This window comes from Sphingobacteriales bacterium (assembly GCA_016699615.1).
In the GTDB taxonomy this organism is placed as follows: domain Bacteria; phylum Bacteroidota; class Bacteroidia; order Chitinophagales; family JADIYW01; genus JADJSS01.
This window is the reverse complement of sequence record CP064984.1, coordinates 570,354-588,975: the sequence shown is the minus strand read 5'-3', so window position 1 is coordinate 588,975 and position 18,622 is coordinate 570,354. Positions and strand designations below refer to the sequence as shown.

At 30.6% G+C, this 18,622-nt stretch carries 17 protein-coding genes and 2 pseudogenes; 12 read left to right on the top strand and 7 right to left on the bottom strand.

What is annotated here, in order from left to right:
* Nucleotides 1-675 (top strand): hydroxymethylbilane synthase, encoded by a 675-nt coding sequence (hemC, locus tag IPK18_02890; GenBank protein ID QQR98491.1) that lies wholly within the window; start codon nt 1-3, stop codon nt 673-675.
* Nucleotides 651-1,580 carry a uroporphyrinogen-III synthase gene (locus tag IPK18_02885; protein QQR98490.1) on the top strand — a complete coding sequence of 310 codons (930 nt, stop codon included), beginning with the start codon at nt 651-653 and terminating at the stop codon, nt 1,578-1,580. Before hemC ends, IPK18_02885 begins: the two co-directional genes overlap by 25 nt.
* Before the next feature lies 1 nt (nt 1,581).
* Here IPK18_02885 and IPK18_02880 read toward each other — a convergent pair whose 3' ends face one another.
* The 5 genes from IPK18_02880 to IPK18_02860 all read right to left on the bottom strand — a co-directional run bounded on the left by IPK18_02880 (nt 1,582) and on the right by IPK18_02860 (nt 4,200).
* On the bottom strand, nt 1,582-1,821 hold the full coding sequence (locus tag IPK18_02880; GenBank protein ID QQR98489.1) for a hypothetical protein: 240 nt from the start codon (nt 1,819-1,821) through the stop codon (nt 1,582-1,584).
* Nucleotides 1,818-2,117, bottom strand: coding sequence for a hypothetical protein (locus IPK18_02875; GenBank protein QQR98488.1), 300 nt, complete (start codon nt 2,115-2,117; stop codon nt 1,818-1,820). Before IPK18_02875 ends, IPK18_02880 begins: the two co-directional genes overlap by 4 nt.
* A 3-nt stretch (nt 2,118-2,120) precedes the next feature.
* Nucleotides 2,121-2,486, bottom strand: coding sequence for a MerR family transcriptional regulator (locus tag IPK18_02870; protein QQR98487.1), 366 nt, complete (start codon nt 2,484-2,486; stop codon nt 2,121-2,123).
* A 189-nt stretch (nt 2,487-2,675) separates the two neighbouring features.
* Nucleotides 2,676-2,945 carry an SCP2 sterol-binding domain-containing protein gene (locus IPK18_02865; GenBank protein QQR99287.1) on the bottom strand — a complete coding sequence of 90 codons (270 nt, stop codon included), beginning with the start codon at nt 2,943-2,945 and terminating at the stop codon, nt 2,676-2,678.
* A complete protein-coding gene (locus tag IPK18_02860) occupies nt 2,914-4,200 on the bottom strand; it encodes an acyl-CoA dehydrogenase family protein (GenBank protein ID QQR98486.1) in 1,287 nt (428 codons plus the stop codon). Before IPK18_02860 ends, IPK18_02865 begins: the two co-directional genes overlap by 32 nt.
* A gap of 69 nt (nt 4,201-4,269) precedes the next feature.
* On the opposite strand from IPK18_02860, the gene IPK18_02855 reads away from it, so the two are divergent.
* From IPK18_02855 to IPK18_02845, 3 genes and pseudogenes are all read left to right on the top strand, one after another.
* On the top strand, nt 4,270-5,802 hold the full coding sequence (locus tag IPK18_02855; protein ID QQR98485.1) for an alpha/beta hydrolase fold domain-containing protein: 1,533 nt from the start codon (nt 4,270-4,272) through the stop codon (nt 5,800-5,802).
* A 97-nt stretch (nt 5,803-5,899) separates the two neighbouring features.
* Nucleotides 5,900-6,402: pseudogene (locus IPK18_02850) on the top strand (RNA polymerase sigma factor).
* A gap of 175 nt (nt 6,403-6,577) precedes the next feature.
* Nucleotides 6,578-11,758 carry a lamin tail domain-containing protein gene (locus tag IPK18_02845; protein ID QQR98484.1) on the top strand — a complete coding sequence of 1,727 codons (5,181 nt, stop codon included), beginning with the start codon at nt 6,578-6,580 and terminating at the stop codon, nt 11,756-11,758.
* On the opposite strand, the gene mce is transcribed toward IPK18_02845, so the two are convergent.
* Entirely contained in the window at nt 11,759-12,160 is a 402-nt protein-coding gene (gene mce, locus IPK18_02840) for a methylmalonyl-CoA epimerase (GenBank protein QQR98483.1), read from the bottom strand. It lies immediately after the preceding gene.
* 57 nt (nt 12,161-12,217) lie between these two features.
* Between mce and IPK18_02835 the strand changes: the two genes are divergently transcribed.
* Nucleotides 12,218-13,348 (top strand): cysteine desulfurase, encoded by a 1,131-nt coding sequence (locus tag IPK18_02835; protein ID QQR98482.1) that lies wholly within the window; start codon nt 12,218-12,220, stop codon nt 13,346-13,348.
* Here the strand turns inward: IPK18_02835 and IPK18_02830 are convergent, their stop codons facing one another.
* A complete protein-coding gene (locus IPK18_02830) occupies nt 13,349-13,786 on the bottom strand; it encodes a hypothetical protein (protein QQR98481.1) in 438 nt (145 codons plus the stop codon).
* 43 nt (nt 13,787-13,829) lie between these two features.
* Between IPK18_02830 and IPK18_02825 the strand changes: the two genes are divergently transcribed.
* The 6 genes and pseudogenes from IPK18_02825 (at nt 13,830) to ruvA (ending at nt 18,554) form a co-directional block, all read left to right on the top strand.
* The gene (locus tag IPK18_02825; protein QQR98480.1) at nt 13,830-14,216 is read left to right on the top strand and encodes an RNA-binding S4 domain-containing protein; all 387 of its coding nucleotides are present in this window, start codon (nt 13,830-13,832) and stop codon (nt 14,214-14,216) included.
* Nucleotides 14,217-14,309: 93 nt separating this feature from the next.
* Nucleotides 14,310-14,522, top strand: a complete 213-nt coding sequence (locus IPK18_02820) for a twin-arginine translocase TatA/TatE family subunit (GenBank protein QQR98479.1) — start codon at nt 14,310-14,312, stop codon at nt 14,520-14,522.
* Nucleotides 14,523-14,538: 16 nt separating this feature from the next.
* A complete protein-coding gene (gene gatA, locus IPK18_02815; protein QQR98478.1) occupies nt 14,539-15,954 on the top strand; it encodes an Asp-tRNA(Asn)/Glu-tRNA(Gln) amidotransferase subunit GatA in 1,416 nt (471 codons plus the stop codon).
* A gap of 59 nt (nt 15,955-16,013) precedes the next feature.
* Nucleotides 16,014-17,231 carry a lytic transglycosylase domain-containing protein gene (locus tag IPK18_02810; protein ID QQR98477.1) on the top strand — a complete coding sequence of 406 codons (1,218 nt, stop codon included), beginning with the start codon at nt 16,014-16,016 and terminating at the stop codon, nt 17,229-17,231.
* A gap of 256 nt (nt 17,232-17,487) precedes the next feature.
* On the top strand, nt 17,488-17,934 hold the full coding sequence (locus IPK18_02805; protein ID QQR99286.1) for a LysM peptidoglycan-binding domain-containing protein: 447 nt from the start codon (nt 17,488-17,490) through the stop codon (nt 17,932-17,934).
* 22 nt (nt 17,935-17,956) lie between these two features.
* A pseudogene (gene ruvA / locus IPK18_02800) lies at nt 17,957-18,554 on the top strand (Holliday junction branch migration protein RuvA).
* Nucleotides 18,555-18,622: the final 68 nt, after the last annotated feature.

Below are 18,622 nucleotides of genomic sequence, written 5' to 3'. Positions count from 1 at the left end.
TTGCAAAAATCAACAGTAATTATTGGAACAAGAGGTAGTAAACTTGCACTTTGGCAAGCAAATTACACTCAAAATTTATTGGCACAAAATAATATCACATCTGAGATAAAAATTATACAAACAAAAGGTGATGCTTCGCAAACTTGGAACACAAGTTTTGATAAATTAGAAGGAAAAGGTTTTTTTACCAAAGAACTTGAAGAAGCATTATTAGCACAAGAAATAGATTTAGCAGTACATTCTTGCAAAGATTTACCAACGCAATTTCCATTAGGATTAACAATCGCAGCATATTCAAAAAGAGCCAATCCTTTTGATGTTTTATTGATAAATAAACAAAAAGTAGATATCAGCAAAACACTTTCTTTGCAAAATAATGCAATAGTTGGCACATCAAGCTCAAGAAGAAAAGCACAACTATTAGCCTATAGAAATGATATTGAAATTAAAGATATAAGAGGCAATGTACCTACTCGAATTGAAAAGCTAAGGAAAGGCGAATTTGATGCTATTGTATTAGCACAAGCAGGCATTGATAGATTAGAAATTTGTACAGATGATTTTTTTGTATTTCCTTTAGTTTCACCAATGTTTGTTCCAGCAATCAACAAGGTATTTTGGCTTATCAAATTAGAGAAAACGATGAAAATATGCAACAAATTTGCACATTATTGAATGATGCAAATGATGCAGAAATTTCTGGAATAGAACGTAAAATTTTAAACGCATTTGATGGTGGATGCCAGATTCCATTGGGTATTTTTACAAAACAAGAAGATAATCAAATTCATATTTGGATAAGCTATGCAAAAGCATGGAATGAAATTCCGATAAGAATGCATTTTAAATTTAATCATACACAAGAAATAGATATAAAAAATATAGTAGATAAGATTAAGCAACATACTGGAAAATCTGTATTTATTTCACGCAATAGTATTGAAGATGATTACCTTGAAAATACTTTAAATGCACATCATTATTCGGTGCAAGCACAATCGTTATTGCAATTCAATGCAGTAGATTTTTCAACTGAAAAAATAAAAAATTTAGATTGGATTTTCTTTTCTAGCAAACATGCTATTGATTTCTTTATTCAAAAAATAGACCAATCAATACTAAAAAATACAAAAATTGCAGTACTTGGTTTAGGTACAGCAGCACATTTGAATAAATATCAAATTCAAGCAGATTTTGTTGGCGATGGTTTGGGCAGAACTACAGCAAAACTGTTCGAAAATATAATTGACAATAATGTACATGTTTTATTTCCATGTGCAACTCAGTCATTGTACCAAGTACAAAGACACTTTACAAATAAAAAAATAAATATTGAAAATCTTGCAGTGTACGAAAATGCTATGATTGAAAATGTACCCAAATCAGACGCAGCAATTTTAGTATTTACAAGTCCAATGAATGTGAGAGCATATTTTTCTACACATCAAATAGATGCAACGCAAAAAGTAATTTCAATAGGCAAAACTACATCAGAAGTTTTGAGTGAATTTGCAGTGCAACATCAAGTAGCTTACGCACCATACAATTATTGTTTGGTAGATGAAATCATGAGTTTGTAGATTATAATCTTAATAACTCAATTGTTACGCCATACTCATTTTCTAATTTTTTGATGGCAATATTGTAGTAATATTTTCCTTTTTTATTTTTACTATCAGCAGTAGCTTCCCAGTTATCATAACTATAGTCATCAACTTTCGTGTCGCCATACTTAATTGTATAATATTCTTTTAGATTTTCTAGTAATTTAGCTTCTTGAATACTATCATTCAAATACACAGTAGCAGTAATTATCTTCAAAATATTATCTTCATCAAAAAATATTTTATATCTGTGTATTCAATAAATTGCGAGCTGTCTTTTGGGAAATTGTAACTATAAAATAAATGCTCTGCTGTAGCTTCGTACAACTGTGCATTTTCTGTCTTTTTTACATCATCTAAAGTAAAATCAAAATTTATATTTTTAAAAATTGCATTCTTTTCTTTGGTAATTAACTCATTAAAATAAATTGTCGGATTGCTTATTTCTATATTATTCTCATTTCTACATGATGTAAATAATATAACTAATAATATAATATAATATTTTTTCATGTATTATAATTTATTAGCTAATCCAATCAACGCAGATTTTACTTTAGTTAGTTCTGCAATAATCTCATCTTTATTAATATCTGATTGTACATATATATTGTTGTTGATGACGATTTCTTGCTTCTCTTTTAATTGTTTTTTCGCGCCATCAATTGTAAATCCTTTTTCTTTTACCAATACTTGTATTTTCTTTATCAGTTCAATGTCAGTTTTGGTGTACAATCTATTTCCTTTCGATGCTTTTTTTGGTCTTAATGATGGAAATTCTTTTTCCCAAAATCTAAGCAATGATTTGTTTACATTTAGCATATCAGCTACTTCGCCAATGCTATAATACAGTTTCTCTATTTCTTTTTCTTTATACGGCACAATAGAATTTTAATTCATTAAAATAAAAACGAAAGTAAGCAATATCTTGCAGAAAAATTATTAAATTATCATAATAGATGTTGAATCTAATTTCATTTATTGACTTCTATGATAAATAAGTCCATTAATATTTGTGTTTTTTTAATTAGTATATTGCTAAATTATTTAATCGATATATTGCTACATTGTCTAAATTCTATTAAACATCTTAGAAAATTGCATCATAGCTTGCAAGTTATCTACTTTTATTTGTCCAGCCATAAAAGCTGCAGTAGGGTCAAGTTTTCCCAATTCTACATTTGCATATGTTTCGTCATCAGCAGTTATTGTACATGTTGCATTAGCATGTAGTTGTTCACTTACTGTGGCATTTCCATTTTCAATTATAACATGATATTGTCCACCATTATTGCCACTAATATCAAAATTAAAAATGGTAGAATAATTCGTGTGCTTTATCTTTTTTTATTCTTAATGGAATAGAATAAATAATTTCTTTTGCAGTTTGTGGATTGCCCCAAGGCTTAGAATTTTCTACAACGTCTTCTTGATATATTTTTTTGTATCTAATATCATCAATAATTATTTTTGCTAAAATTTCTTTCATAATTTGTGTAGTGCCACCAACTATTGTGCCTACACGCGCATCTCTATAAGCTCTTGCAATTGGAAAATCTTCCATGTAGCCATAGCCACCATACATTTGCAAACATTTATCTACAATTTTATTACTAAGTTCTGTCATGTACATTTTTGCCATGGTACATTCTTTCACAGGCACTATGCCATTTTGCATTTGCCAAGCAGTATGGTAGGTTAGTTGTCGCCCAGCTTCAAGTTCAGTATATAGTTGTACAATTTCATGTCTTAATACTTGAAATTTCTTTATCGGTTTTCCAAATGCTTCGCGTTCATTCATATATTTTAATGTTTGCTCTAAACAAGCATCAGCACCACCAACACCAAGAATGGCAGCAACTAACCTTTCTACTTGAAAACTTTCCATAATATAAAAAAATGCCATGCCTTCTTTGCCTACCAAATTACTTTGTGGTACAATTACATTATCAAAAGCTAATTCGCCAGTATCTGAAGAATGCCAACCAATTTTATCTAATGATGTAGAGCTAAAACCAGCTGTGCCTCTTTCTATTACAATTAAACTCATACCATTAATGCCTGCATTATTATCAGTTTTACATGCTACCACCACAAAATCTGCATAATGTCCGTTTGTAATAAATGTCTTAGAACCATTGATAATATAGTTATTACCTTGTTTTACTGCTGTAGTTTTTATTGCCTGAACATCAGAACCACCAAAAGGCTCAGTAATTGCAATGGCACCTACTTTCTTTCCTTCAATGGATGGTCTTAAAAATCGCTCTTTTAATTCGTCAGAGCCAGCTTCAGCTAAGTGGTTTGTTGCCATGTATTGATGTACAGATACTGCAGCACAAACACCAGCGTAGCCACACTTAGCCAATTCTTCTAAGTATGCAATTGTGTAAAAAATATCTGCTTGTGTACCACCAAATTTTTCATCATGATTAATACCTAAAAATCCTTGTTCGCCTAATTTTTGAAATAATGCTCTATCAATTTTCTTATCCTTTTCCCATTGATTGGCATAAGGCATGATTTCCTTTTCCACAAATTGCTTTACAGAATTCCTAAATAATTCGTGTTCTTCGTTAAAAAATAGAGATTTCATATAATTTTTTTTATTTTGGCAGATAATTTGTTATAAATGTATAAAATTATATCATTAAAGCACTTCACTATGAGAAAATATCTTCCAGACTTATCCTTTGTAAATAAAATATTTTTTTTATTTCTAATCTTAATTGCAATATCTGAGTACGTTAATGCTCAAGACAACAATGCAATGTATTTCAAAAAAGAGTATTACAATACATCTTATACAAGATTAATTACTTATTCTGTAGCCAAAAATTTTAAAGGAGTTGACCAAGCATTACAAGCAGACCTTTATTATCCAGGCACTGCAAATGACAATGGAAACAACGTAAGAAGACCAGCAATTATTTTATATCATGGTGGTGGTTTTTTTCCTCCAGGAGGCAGAAATAGTGCTATCAACAAACAATTAGCAGATTATTACAACAAAAGAGGATTTACAGTAATTACAGCATCATATAGATTAGGATGGAATTATAAAGGAAAAGGACAATCAGATATTATTGATGCTTGTTTCTCTACCAAAGAAGAAGATTACAAAGATGCTATGTATAGAGCATTTCAAGATTCTAGAAACTTAGTGAAATATTTAAAAACAAACGCAGACGACTTAAAAATAGATCCAAATGCCATATTTGTATTAGGCTATAGTGCTGGTGCAATATTGGCTTTAACACATTTAGGTGATGATGCAAGTATGTTCAATGCTGATAGAAAGAATAGATTGGGTGCAATGCCAACTGATGATGCGTCTACACAAGTAGCAGGTATCATTAGTATTGCTGGTGCACATACTATGGATAATTCAAATTATAGAAATATACCAACTGCATTCTTTCATGGTAGTTGTGATTTTGCTGTACCTTATGGTAGAGAAGGCAAGATGGTAGCATGTCCAAATTTTCCTAAAACTTATGGACCAGATGTAATTACAGAAAATTTAAAGAAACAAAATAATTATTACGAATTACACACATTGTGCAATTTCGATCATGATTTTATGAGTAAGCAAGATGCTGCAAATACCAAAATATCTAAAGGTATGTTGTATGTTTTAGATGCAAGTACAGATTTCTTAAATAATGTAATTAATGGAAATGCATCTAAAAGTTTAGAAGTAACAGTTACATCATTGCCAGAATTTCCATATACAGCAAAGCAAACTTGCCCAAAAACAAAAGGATTCAGAGCTTGCGATGGTTCTCAACAACCAATTACAGTTACTAATACAAACAATAAATCTATACCAAACTTAAGAAATGGACTATATCCAAATATTAGTAATTCAAATACCACAACAAATACAAATACTAACACAAACAACGAATATTATTCTGAGTTTCCATTTAAAATAGATATTCCAGAAAAGTCAATTACTATTTATGAAGATTTAGAGATTTTTGTCTCAAGTCCTAAAGCTCAAAATTTATATATTGAGTTGTTTAATATTGCAGGTACAAAAGTTGCTGATGTACAATTCGCAATATTAGCGGGAGAATCAACTATCAATTTAAAAGGAAATTCACTAGATGAAGGTTCTTATTTAATCACTATTTCTAATGCAGATGGTATTCAATACACTGATTTTATTGTATTCAAAAAGTCGTTTTTCTAAGAAAAAATAAATTTATAATCTAGACTTGCATTTTAACAATATTTAATTGCAAGTCTTAAAATATAGCACTAACTTTGATATACTAAAAAATATGTATATGAGTGCAGAGTTGTTTAATAAAAGTGTAAGTGAGGCAAATGTAACATTAAAACCTTTTGCTGTAAAGCTGACAAAGAATATAACAGATGCTGAAGATTTAGTTCAAGAAACTTTGATGAAAGCTATAAATAATTATGGCAAGTTTCAAGAAGGAACAAACTTAAAAGCATGGTTATATACTATAATGAAAAATATTTTTATAAATGATTATAGAAAAAATCTAAGAACATTATAGTATCTGATAATACACCTAATCTACATTTACTAAATTCATCAATACAAGTAGCCAATAATGCAGAGCGTGTATTTATGATGGAAGACATAAATAAGGCACTACAAAAAATATCAGTAGAATTACGAGTTCCATTTTTAATGCATTACAAAGGCTACAAATACCAAGAAATTTCTGAAAAGCTAAATTTACCATTAGGAACAGTAAAAAGCAGAATATTTTTCGCACGTAAAGAATTAGTTAACTTGTTAAAAAGCGATTATACATAAAAACTATTTATAATAACATTAGAGTATCAAAATATATTACATATTGATTTTTTATAATGTGTATATTGCACACAGATTTTGTGCATAAACATATATAAAATGTACAAAAAACCTTAATACTAACTTATAACGAGGTAGAAATATTTTAATTAAATTTGAAGTATAATACTTTCTTATGAAGAAATTTTACATTCTTTTCTTTGTTTTCTTATTTTTTTTACGATACAATGTAAAAAGCCAAACAATAGTATTTTCAGCTCACTTTTCTACAAATAAAAATGCAACTTGGACTACTTCGGGTGCTATCGGAACTAGCGCATGGACAATAGTAAGAAGTGGAGATGATATGGGTGCTAGAAGAAATACATCTCCAGAACAATTAGAACTAACAAATGATGCGTCTGCAACTACAAATGCAAACGGTTGGATTTATGCATACACAAATACAACATCATTTTTAAGCCCATATAACACAACACTAGCTTCAAATATAGGTGTCATTACATGGACATTCAATATGCGACAAATTAGAGCAGATCCAGCAGGTATGGCTTCTGGTAGCTATGGAGTAGCATATGTACTTGCAGGAAATAATTCAAATATAGCATCAAATGGGAGTGGGTATGCAATTCTTTTAGGAAATTCAGGTAGTACAGACCCAATTAGACTTGTTAAGTTTAATAATGGTCTTAGAGGAACTGTAACAGATATATTGAGTTCTAATACGTCAGGATATACAGATTTTGGGAACCATTATCTTAGCATAAGAGTTACATTCATTCCTGATACAAAGACATGGGGATTAGCTTTAGAAAAAGATAATACAACCTTTCTAGATCCTGTATCTACACTATTAGCAGATCAGGGTACGACAGTAGATTCTACTTATACAGGAATATCTTTAACAAATATGGGTGCATTTTGGAATGCAGCTACCACAGCAACTCAAACATCATTTTTTGATAATGTAAGAGTAGCTATCTCGCCAATATGTACACCGCCAACAACGCAAGCAAGTTCAATAGCTGTATCTAATATTAATAGTACAACAGCAACAATAAAATGGACAAGTGGTAGTGGCAATAATAGAATTGTAGTAGTAAAAGCTGGAAGTGCTGTAGCTGGAACACCTACAAGTGGTACAGCATACACAGCAAGTTCTACATTTGGTAGTGGTGCTATTATTGCCACAAATGAATATGTAGTCTATAATGGAAGTGATGATTCTGTTGATATATCCGGATTATCATGTACTTCAATTTATCATATAAAAATTTTTGAATATAATGGCTCAGATACTTGCTATCTAAAAACTTCTCCACCATCTGGAAATTTTACTACACTTACTCCGAGTCTCACACAACAAACATTACCACCTTTAAATACTTTTACTTACCTAATTGGTTCTGGTCCATCTGCAAGTCAATATAGGGAATATTCAGCAACAAATTTAGCACCAAGTACAGGAGCCGTTAGAGTTACTTCGTCAAATACTGCTAGATATGAAGTGTCATTAGATGATATTGGATTTTCTAATTTTGTAGATATTAACTACACTGAAGGAGCATTTACTAATATTCCAGTTTATATTAGATTGAAAGCTGGTTTAACTATAGGTGCATTTACAGAAAATATGACTGCTACTGTTCAGTCTCCACCAACACTTGTATGTACTAAATCTGTTAGTCAATCATTAGATGGTATTATAAACGCAGCTCCTTGTCAAGAGTTATTTATTTCAGAATATATTGAAGGGTTGAGTTTTGATAAAGCAATTGAAATTTATAATCCAACTGCAAACCCAATTAGCTTAACTAATTATTATATTAGAATTTATAGTAATGGAAGTGCTGCATCAAGTTATTCTGCTAATTTGGCAGGCACTATTCCAGCTTATGGTACATGGGTAGCAGCAAATTCTAGTGCATCTGCTGAAATATTAGCCATAGCTAATCAAACATTCCCACAAGCAAGTTTCTCTTTCGATGGAAATGATGCTATTGCTTTAGAATATAATACTACAAAATTAGATATATTTGGAAGAATAGGAGAAAACCCCTCAGGTGGGAAATGGGTTAGTGGAACTATTGAAACTGCAGAGCAAACTTTAGTTAGAAAGCCAACAGTTCAGTTGGGTATAGGAGTAAATCCATCATCTGGGTTTCCTACTCTAGGCACAGAATGGTTACAGTATGATCAAAGTGAATCTACATTTCTTGGATCTCATTTTTCTACATGTAAGAATGAGAATGTAATAATAACTAATACAATTTCCCCAACTCAATATTGTGTTAGTGCTAGTCAAGGTGCATCAGTTTCAGTTGATTTTACATCAGTTGGGGTATTTAATTCAGGTAATGTCTTTCATGCACAATTATCTAATGCAACTGGAAGTTTCTCAAGTCCAATAATTATAGGATCACTCTCATTAAGTGGAACAGATGTAGGTGGAACTATTAATGGCATAATTCCAGCTGCTACTCTTGCTGGAAATGGATATAGAATTAGGGTAATTGCAACATCGCCTTCAGGAACATTAGGTTCTTATATGTCTCCAACAAAAATATTAGTAAATGTTGGACCAGAGAATCCAAGTGTGGTTACTGCAAATTCATCAGGCTCAGGAAATGTACAATTAAGTTGGGCAAATCCTGTATGTTTAGATGAAATGCTTGTTATTATGTGTACAGATGCTGTTGTATCAACAGTACCATTTGGAGATGGTAGCAACTATAATGTAACAGGATCTAGTGAATGTTTAGTAAATGCCTGTGAACAAGTAATATACAAAGGTGTAGGCACATCAATTACATTAAATGGACTTGAAGATGGGAGAACTTATCATTTTAAAGTATTTACTAGAATGGGAACACTTTGGAGTAGTGGTGTTTCATCAAATGCTACACCAAATGGTGCTACCACAATACAACCTGGTGATTTTGCTGTTATTGGTGTAAACGCCAATAACGATCCATGTGTTTCTGGTACTGGAGATAGTATCTATTTTGTTTGTTTTAAGGATATAAATACAGGAACAGTAATAGATATAACAGATAATGGATATGAGAGATGTAATGCTGGACAATTTGGGAATACAGAAGGATTCTATAGAGTAACTTATGTTGGTTCAACAATACCAGCAGGAAAAATTATTACATGGTACTTCCCAAGTTCAGGTGTTCCTACAACATTGGCAAGTAATTGGAATGTTACAAATTTAGGAAGCACAAGTGGATTTAATTTTAATTCTGGAGGTGATCAAATGTTCTTTTTACAGGGTGGTGTTTGGGATAATGGGATCACCAATAATCATGATGCAACTTATACTGGAGGTAGATATCTATTTGCATTTAATACTGATCTGACATGGTCTGCAAGTTGTTCAACGAGTCCTACACAACGTTCAAATTTACCTTCTCAAGTTTCTTGTTACGAACAAAGTCCGAGTTCTGGTGTAACAAACTATTTCCTATATACTGGTGATAAAACGGTTACAGATAAGTTCACATGGTTACAAAGATTAATAAGTACAAGTAATTGGACTTCTTATTCAACAGGAAACTGTGCAGGATTTAATAGTGATATAAACTCCAACTTTCCAAGTAGAAATATCCTAATTGATAATACAAATCCAGTAGCAAGTTGGACTGGTGCTTCAAGTACAAACTGGTTTGATTGTAATAATTGGAGCAGTTTCTTGGTACCTGATGCAAATGTGAATATTACAATACCAAACACAACAAATAAACCTGTAATTAGTGCTAGTGCTCCATTTTCAGACCAATACCATGATATTGCAGCTATTAAAAACATAACAATACAAAATGGTGCAATAGTAACGGTTGAAGGAAGTGCAGATAATAGATTAGATATATATGGAAATCTTACAATAGATTTAGGAGGAATATTAGATGCAGATGACGGCAGTTCTGCAACTGATGATGGCACAATAAGAATATCAGGGAATTGGAATAATAACAATGGCACGAGTGGATTTTTAGAAGGTAATAGTAAGGTAAAGTTTTTTGGCGGAAATAATCAATTCATTGATATTAATACTGGGATAGAATCTTTTAATAGTATAGTAATTGAAAAACAAAGACAAACTTATGTGGAATTAAGTGATAATATTTCAGTATCAAACACAGGAGTTCTAGAGTTTGGTTGTGGAGGAATTATTAGGACAAATACATTTAAAGTTTCTGTACTTAATCCTAATCGTACAGCAGCAATCATAGGATTTGATCAACCTAGTACAAATGGTGTCTATAATAACGATAGATATGTATATGGAAATTTGGAAAGAAATATAAATACAATAGGAGAATATATATATCCAATCGGAGATATTCACACTGGAGAATCTTACAATTCATTGAGAATTAATATCCAATCAGGAACAGGAATGGCAACTGCAAAATTTATTGCAGGAAATCCTGGAAGTATAAATGTGCCAATAACAAATGTTGTTTGTAGTGGTCAATCTAAATTTATTGAATATACAGGCATGACTGGTCAAGGATGGTGGAATATGAATAGTAGCTCTGGAACTACATTTACTTACGATATCTATTTACATCCAAATATATTGAATGTAAATACTTTCCCTAATGATAATATAGGAGGATACAAAAATAATTATAGAGCATTAAAAGCAACAACAGGTACTGGTGGTGGTTTATGGCCAATAGCATCAGGATTTGATGGTGATGAATGTATTGTCTCTAATAATTATTATGAAATAATTGGATCTGGATATTCTGGATTTTCAGATTTTGCACCAGCTGGAGGAGATGGCAGAACAACAGCACTTCCAGTCGAATTATTATCATTTACAAGCACTTGTATGGATAATGAAGAGGTACAATTAACTTGGATAACTGCTTCCGAAGTAAATAGTGATTATTTTGTTATTGAAAAATCAACAGATGCATTGAATTTTGTACCACTTTCTACTATAGCAGCACAAGGATTTTCTACAACCAATCAAATATATAATTATTCAAATTTATCTAATACTACAAAAGTATATTATAGACTAAAACAATACGATATTGATGGTAAAGAACATATATTCAATACAATTTATGTAGATTGTTCAGATGATAAATCATCAATAAATATGTATTATGCTGGAAATAATACAATAAAAATTGATGCACAGAATAAAGAAGGAGAATATGAGTTTAATCTATTCCAATATGATGGAAAAAATATATTTAGCAAACAATTAAATATAGAAACAGGAAAACAGATTATTTCTATTATTCCAAGTCAACAGTTGGCAAGAGGCGTATATATTATTCAGTTAGTGAATGATAAGTTTGTATTAGCTAAGAAAATTCATATTGAGTAATTAATCTTGTTTCTGGCATAGTTCTATTAAAACACCATTAGTATCTTTCGGATGAAGAAAGCATACTAATTTATTTAATGCACCAATATATGGCTTATCAGTCAAAGGAACAAATCCTTCCTGTTTGAGCCTTTGCATTTCTGAAACAATATCTTCAACTTCAAACGCAATATGATGTATGCCTTCGCCTTTTTTTGATAAAAATTTATGTATTGTACTTTCTTCTGAATTAGGATACAGAAGTTCAACCTTTGTATCCTGAAGCTTAAAAAATGAAGCAATTAATTTTTGACTTTCTACAATTTCAGCGTGGAAAGGCGCTTGGTTAAATAATTTTGAGAATAATTGATTAGATGCTTCCAAGTCTTTTACGGCAATGCCAATATGATCTATTTTCTTCATGAGGAAATAATTTCAAGCAATTTAAAATATAAATTCTAAAATTTATAACTTTATAGAGTGATTTATCTAGATAATAATGCAACAACAGCTGTCGATGAGCAAGTACTAGAAGCAATGTTACCATATTTTAGAGAAAAATTTGGCAATGCATCAAGCAATTTGCACACACAAGGTTGGATTGCAAAAGATGCAGTAGAGCAAGCAAGGTTGATAATTGCAGATAGTATAGCATGTACACCACAAGAAATAGTATTTACATCAGGTGCTACTGAGGCATTAAATACAGCAATTATTGGCGTGTATAATGCATATCATTCTAAAGGAAATCACATAGTTACCATTCAAACGGAGCACAATGCAGTATTGGATACTTGTAAATATTTAGCACAAAAAGGAGCAGATATTACATACCTTAAAGTAGATAAAAATGGTCAAATAGATTTGAATGAACTTGAAAATAGTATTACTAATAATACAGTACTTGTAGCTGCAATGTTGGTAAATAATGAAACAGGAGTTATTTTGCCAATAAAAGAAATAAGTAAAATAGTACATCAGAAAAACTCAATACTATGTTGTGATACAACTCAAGCATTTGGGAAAATGCCAATTAATGTAGATGATTTTGGAATAGATTTAATGTCAATATCAGGACATAAATTTTATGCACCAAAAGGAGTTGGAGCATTATATATTAGAAGAAAAAATCCAAGAGTAACAATAGAAGCATTATTGCATGGTGGTGGTCATGAAAACGGAAAGAGAAGTGGAACACTTAATGTTCCAGGAATTGTTGCTTTAGGTAAGGCAACACAAATTGCGTATGAAAACTTGTTACAGAATACAACACATATTTCTAGTATGAGAAATTTACTTGAAAATAAATTTGAAGAATTATTAGAAAATAAAATTGAAATAGTTGGAAAAAATACATCAAGAATTTATAATACATCCAATATTATTTTCCCAACTAAATCTGAAAATATAATAAAAAGAATTAAACATAAAATTGCAATTTCCACTGGTTCTGCATGTACTTCTGCCGAAAATAAACCATCACATGTATTAAAAGCTATGGATTATAGCGATTTGCAAGCTCAATCTGCCTTGCGTTTTAGTATAGGCAAATACAATACACTTGATGATATTCATCAAACAATTCAATTATTCAAAGAAATAGATTTATAGTTATTTCGTTTTTAAATAATATTCTTTCTGTAATTCTAGATGTTCCCAACTAAGAATAAGTGTATCACCATTCTGAGATAATGAGTAATAAGCTGGTCTTTCGTCATTAAATTGGATAGTTTTCACTTGTTTATCATAAGAATTAACTTTTGATAAAGTAATATTGCCACTTCTCGGTACTCTATATTTATTTGCATTCTCAGCAAATGTATTATTTGGCAATAATTCTAAAATAATTTTGTCACCATAAGTGTCTGGTGTTGTAGTGCCTTTTTTCTTTCCACAACATTCTGTCTTTAGCCATTCCCATTTTCCATAGATAGTTTTGTTTTCTACCCAAGAAGAAGTATTGTTTGTATTAGTATTCTTCTTAGGCGGCTTTGCTATAGAAATAATAATTACTAAAGTTAAAATAATTAGAAAAATATTTTTCATCATGCTAAATTACTTTTTTTATTTTTATTATACAAAAACTTTGCCAATGTCTGAAATACAAAAAACAAGAGTAGATAAATGGTTGTGGTCTATTAGAATTTTTAAGACCAGAACACTAGCCACAGATGCATGTAATGCAGGAAAAGTAAAAATACAATCACAAACTGTAAAGCCATCTCAGTTAATAAAAATAAATGATGAAATTCATCTAACAATACAAGGAGAAAAGAAAATCTATAAAGTATTAAAAATAATTGAAAAGAGAGTTGGCGCATCTATTGCTGCTGAATGTTACGAAGATTTATCACCACCAAGCATACACGATAAAAAACAAGATAGCTTCTTTTATAACTTTGAAGTAAGAGACAAAGGCGTTGGAAGACCAACAAAAAAAGAACGTAGAGCTATAGAACAATTCAAAGACCCAGACTAGAAATTAGTAATATGACTAAATAATACCTAAATTAACTTTTTATAAACCTATTTTTAGTATAAAAAATAGTAAATTTGTAATTAAAAGTAAATTATGAACACTGTTTTGTTATTTAGTATGCCAGGTGGAGGAGAATGGATTCTATTATTCTTAGCTGTATTATTACTTTTTGGTGGCAAAAAAATTCCTGAACTAATGAAAGGATTAGGAAAAGGAATCAGAGAATTTAATGCCGCAAAAAATAATATCAAAGACGAGTTTGAGAAAGGATTGAGCGAAGAAGAGAAAAAGAAAATCACTGAGTAAATACTAATTTTAATTTGTGGAGATATATCGTTCTTTAGAAACGCTACAGAGAGATGTTGCAAATCGAGTATATACTTGTACGCAAATTACTAAGTCTTATATTAAAAATATTCAAGATAATGATACTTACAATGCATTTCTTGAAGTGTTTGAAGCAAGTGCTTTAGAGCAAGCAAAACTTATAGATGATAAAATAAAAAACAACCAAACATTAGGCAAATTATTTGGTCTAATTATTGGTATCAAAGACAATATAGTCTACAAAAATCATAAAAGTTCTGCAGCATCTAAAATTTTAGAAAACTATATTTCACCATACTCAGCAACAGTAGTTGAGAGATTACTAGCAGAAGATGCAATTATAATTGGAAGATTAAATTGCGATGAATTTGCAATGGGCGGAAGCAATGAAAATAGTGCTTTTGGACCAGTTAAAAACCCAATAGATATTACTAGAGTAGCAGGTGGTTCTTCAGGTGGTTCTGCGGCGGCAGTAGCAGCAGGATTATGTATCGCATCACTAGGTTCAGATACAGGCGGTTCTATCAGACAACCTGCAGCATTTTGTGGCAATATTGGCTTTAAACCAACATATGGTAGAGTATCAAGATGGGGATTGATAGCATATGCTTCATCTTTCGACCAAATTGGTCCAATTACAAATAATATTGATGATGCCATATCAATATATGAAGTAATAGCAGGTAGTGATGATTTTGATGCTACATGCTCACAAAAACATATAGATATATCAGATATCAATACTTTAGAAAATAAAAAATATAAAATCGCATATTTTGGAAATGCAATTCATCACAACAGCATAGATGTTGAAGTAAAACAAGCATGTATTGATATTATTGATAAATTGCAAAATGAAGGTCATACATTAGTTGATGTTTCTTTAGATGAGTTAGATTATATTGTTCCAGCATATTATGTTTTAACAACAGCAGAAGCATCAAGTAATTTATCAAGATTTGATGGAGTAAAATATGGCTTCCATGCACAAGAAGCAAAAGACTTAGAAGAAACATACACCTTATCACGCGCACAAGGATTTGGCAAAGAAGTACAACGTAGAATAATGAGTGGTACATTTGTTCTGAGTGCAGGATATTATGATGCATATTATGCAAAAGCACAAAAAGTAAGAAGAATAGTTTCAGAGAAAACATTCCAAATATTTAAAGAATATGATTTTATACTTTGTCCAACAGCACCAACCACAGCCTACAAAATAGGTGCAGTACAGGATACAGTAGCATCATTTTTAGGAGATATTTTTACAGTACAAGCAAATATTGTAGGAATACCAGCAATATCATTGCCATTAGCAAAAGATAAAAATAATTTGCCAATTGGAATCCAAATCATGGCAAATAAATTTGATGAATCTAAGCTATTAGCATTTGCTAAAAAAATGATGTGAAAAAATCTAAATAAATCTTAACAAGGCTTAATTTCTTAAAAAAACTATTATATTGCGTAATGATTGTAAGATTATTATTATTTTTTATTATATATATAAATATTTATTTATCGTTTGCTCAAAATACACCCAATCAGTGGCAAGATAAGTCATCCGATTTAGTTGTTCCTACAGAAGAGCAGTTATTTAAAACGGACCCAGATCCAGCAGTGATGAGTGCTCAGATAAATGTAAGATTAAAGAAAATCCAAAAAATCATTCCTTTAGATTATAATGCACACGTACAAAAATATATAGATTTTTATACTTCAAAAACGCAACATGTAGCAAAAGTTTTAGGAAGAGCAGAGAAGTTTTTTCCAATTTTTGAACCAATATTTGCGCAATATGGTATTCCTGATGAGATGAAATATCTTGCAGTTGTTGAGTCAGCATTAAATCCATTTGCAAAATCTCCAGTTGGTGCCACTGGCCCATGGCAATTTATGTATGGCACAGGTTTGCAATATGGACTAACAATTAATAAACGTGTAGACGAACGTAAAGATCCATACAAAAGTTGCGATGCAGCAGCAAGGTATTTAAAGTATATGTATAATGTTTATGGCAATTGGCACTTAGCAATTGCATCATATAATTGTGGGCCAGGTAATGTAAATAAAGCAATAAACAAAGCAGGTGGTTCTAAAAGTTATTGGGATATAAAACCATTTTTGCCAAAAGAAACTCAAGCATACGTTCCATCATTCATTGCAATTGTATATGCCATGAAATATGCAAAGAATTTTGGCATCAGTGCATTACCATTAGATAGAGAACCAACACAACGTATTACTATTAGAGAAAAACTTACAGTTACAGATTTAGAGAAAATAATAAATATTCCAAAATCAGTAATCATTGAAGAAAATCCTTCTTTGTTAACAACATTAATACCCGCAAATTTTACATTAAATATTCCAAAAGATAGAATCCAAGCATTCAACTATTACCAAGATTCATTATATGCATTTGCAGAAGATGTAACATCTGGAGAAAAATTGGCTGCACCAGTTGCTGTAAAACCATCAGTAGACAATACAAAGAAACAAGATAATGCTGGTGATTATACAACAATTCCTGTTGTAGAAAAGCAACCAAAAAGTAAGAAAAAAGAAACAGATACGAAGACTAAAGAAACGAAGGCACAGTTAGAAGCAAAAAAGAAAGAAGAAAAATTAAAAAGAAGAAGAAAAGAAGCTCAAAAAAGAAGAGGAAAAGAAATTATTAGCGGATAAAAAGAAAGCAGCTGAAGATGCAAAAAAACAAAAAGAAAGCAGCAAGCAAAATATAAGTAATGAAGAATATCTTAAGAAAAAAAGAGAAGAGCTAGCACAGAAAAATGCAAAAGCACCAAGTACAACACCAAAAAATAATTTTAGTAATAATAAAACAAACAATGCTAAAATTGAATTACCAGAATTTATAAAAGAAGAAGATGGTAATTATAAAGCAATAGTATATAAAGTAAATCATGGAGATAATTTAGGATTTATTGCTAAATGGTTTCACGTTAGTGTTAGTGAGATAAGAAGATGGAACGAGTTGAATGGTAATTTTATAGATATTGGTCAAGAACTTATAATTTATGTACATAAGGTAGATTATAATAGATTTGTACAGTTCAATAATTTATCTTTCAGATTAAAAAATATATTGTCTGAAAACATACAAACACAAGAAGAAATTCAAGCTCAAAAAAATCAAAATAAGGAAAAGAAAAATAAACCATTTACTCAAAAGCTAAATCCTATTCAATATTTTAAAGAAGATGATTGTTATGAGTTATACAAAATAAAAAATGGAGAGAATCTATGGACTATAGCTCAGAAATATGATGAAGTATCTGTACAAAATTTGATGCAATGGAACGATTATAAAAAAACGCCAGTACTCAAACCTGGTGATGAAATTAAAGTACGGAAAATAAAGTGTAAATAATCTATCAAAAACAAAATCAACAATGTACGCATACATAAAAGGGAAATTAACATTCAAATCTCCAACTCAAGTGTATTTAGAATGCAACGGAATTGGCTATTTAATCAACATATCATTACAAACTTATTCTGAAATTGAGCCATTAGACGATGTGAAGCTATACACTCAACAAATAATAAGAGAAGATGCACATACGATGTATGGTTTTTTTTCAGAAGATGAGAAAAATATGTTTAATCATTTAATATCAGTATCAGGCATTGGAATAAAATACAGCAAGGCTTATGCTATCATCTATGAATTCAACAGAGTGGATAAACGCAATAATTTCTGAAGATGTACGTTTAATACAATCAGTGAAAGGCGTTGGACCAAAATCTGCGCAAAGAGTAATTATAGAATTAAAAGATAAGGTGAAAAAAGAAAACCTACATACTGGAATAAGTACAACTTTCAATACTGTTGCTAATTCAGAAATCTATTCAGAAGCATTAGCAGCACTCAATATGTTAGGTTTTTCAAAAGCACCAGCCGAAAAATCCATTCAAAAAGTGTTAAAAGATAACCCAAGTATCAATTCCGTGGAAGATTTAATTAAATTAAGTCTTAAAAATTTGTAATTTAGTCGTTTTTTTAGTACATTTTGAATAGAAAATTAACATATACAAAAATTGCTGTCTTGTTTTTG

What these genes read in the sequence shown, in the direction of transcription:
- IPK18_02885 (QQR98490.1), top strand. Translation starts at nt 651, where the DNA reads ATGCAACAAATTTGCACATTATTGAATGATGCAAATGATGCAGAAATT.
- IPK18_02875 (QQR98488.1), bottom strand. Translation starts at nt 2,117, where the DNA reads ATGAAAAAATATTATATTATATTATTAGTTATATTATTTACATCATGT.
- IPK18_02860 (QQR98486.1), bottom strand. Translation starts at nt 4,200, where the DNA reads ATGAAATCTCTATTTTTTAACGAAGAACACGAATTATTTAGGAATTCT.
- IPK18_02855 (QQR98485.1), top strand. Translation starts at nt 4,270, where the DNA reads ATGAGAAAATATCTTCCAGACTTATCCTTTGTAAATAAAATATTTTTT.
- IPK18_02845 (QQR98484.1), top strand. Translation starts at nt 6,578, where the DNA reads ATGAAGAAATTTTACATTCTTTTCTTTGTTTTCTTATTTTTTTTACGA.
- mce (QQR98483.1), bottom strand. Translation starts at nt 12,160, where the DNA reads ATGAAGAAAATAGATCATATTGGCATTGCCGTAAAAGACTTGGAAGCA.
- IPK18_02830 (QQR98481.1), bottom strand. Translation starts at nt 13,786, where the DNA reads ATGATGAAAAATATTTTTCTAATTATTTTAACTTTAGTAATTATTATT.
- IPK18_02825 (QQR98480.1), top strand. Translation starts at nt 13,830, where the DNA reads ATGTCTGAAATACAAAAAACAAGAGTAGATAAATGGTTGTGGTCTATT.
- IPK18_02820 (QQR98479.1), top strand. Translation starts at nt 14,310, where the DNA reads ATGAACACTGTTTTGTTATTTAGTATGCCAGGTGGAGGAGAATGGATT.
- IPK18_02810 (QQR98477.1), top strand. Translation starts at nt 16,014, where the DNA reads ATGATTGTAAGATTATTATTATTTTTTATTATATATATAAATATTTAT.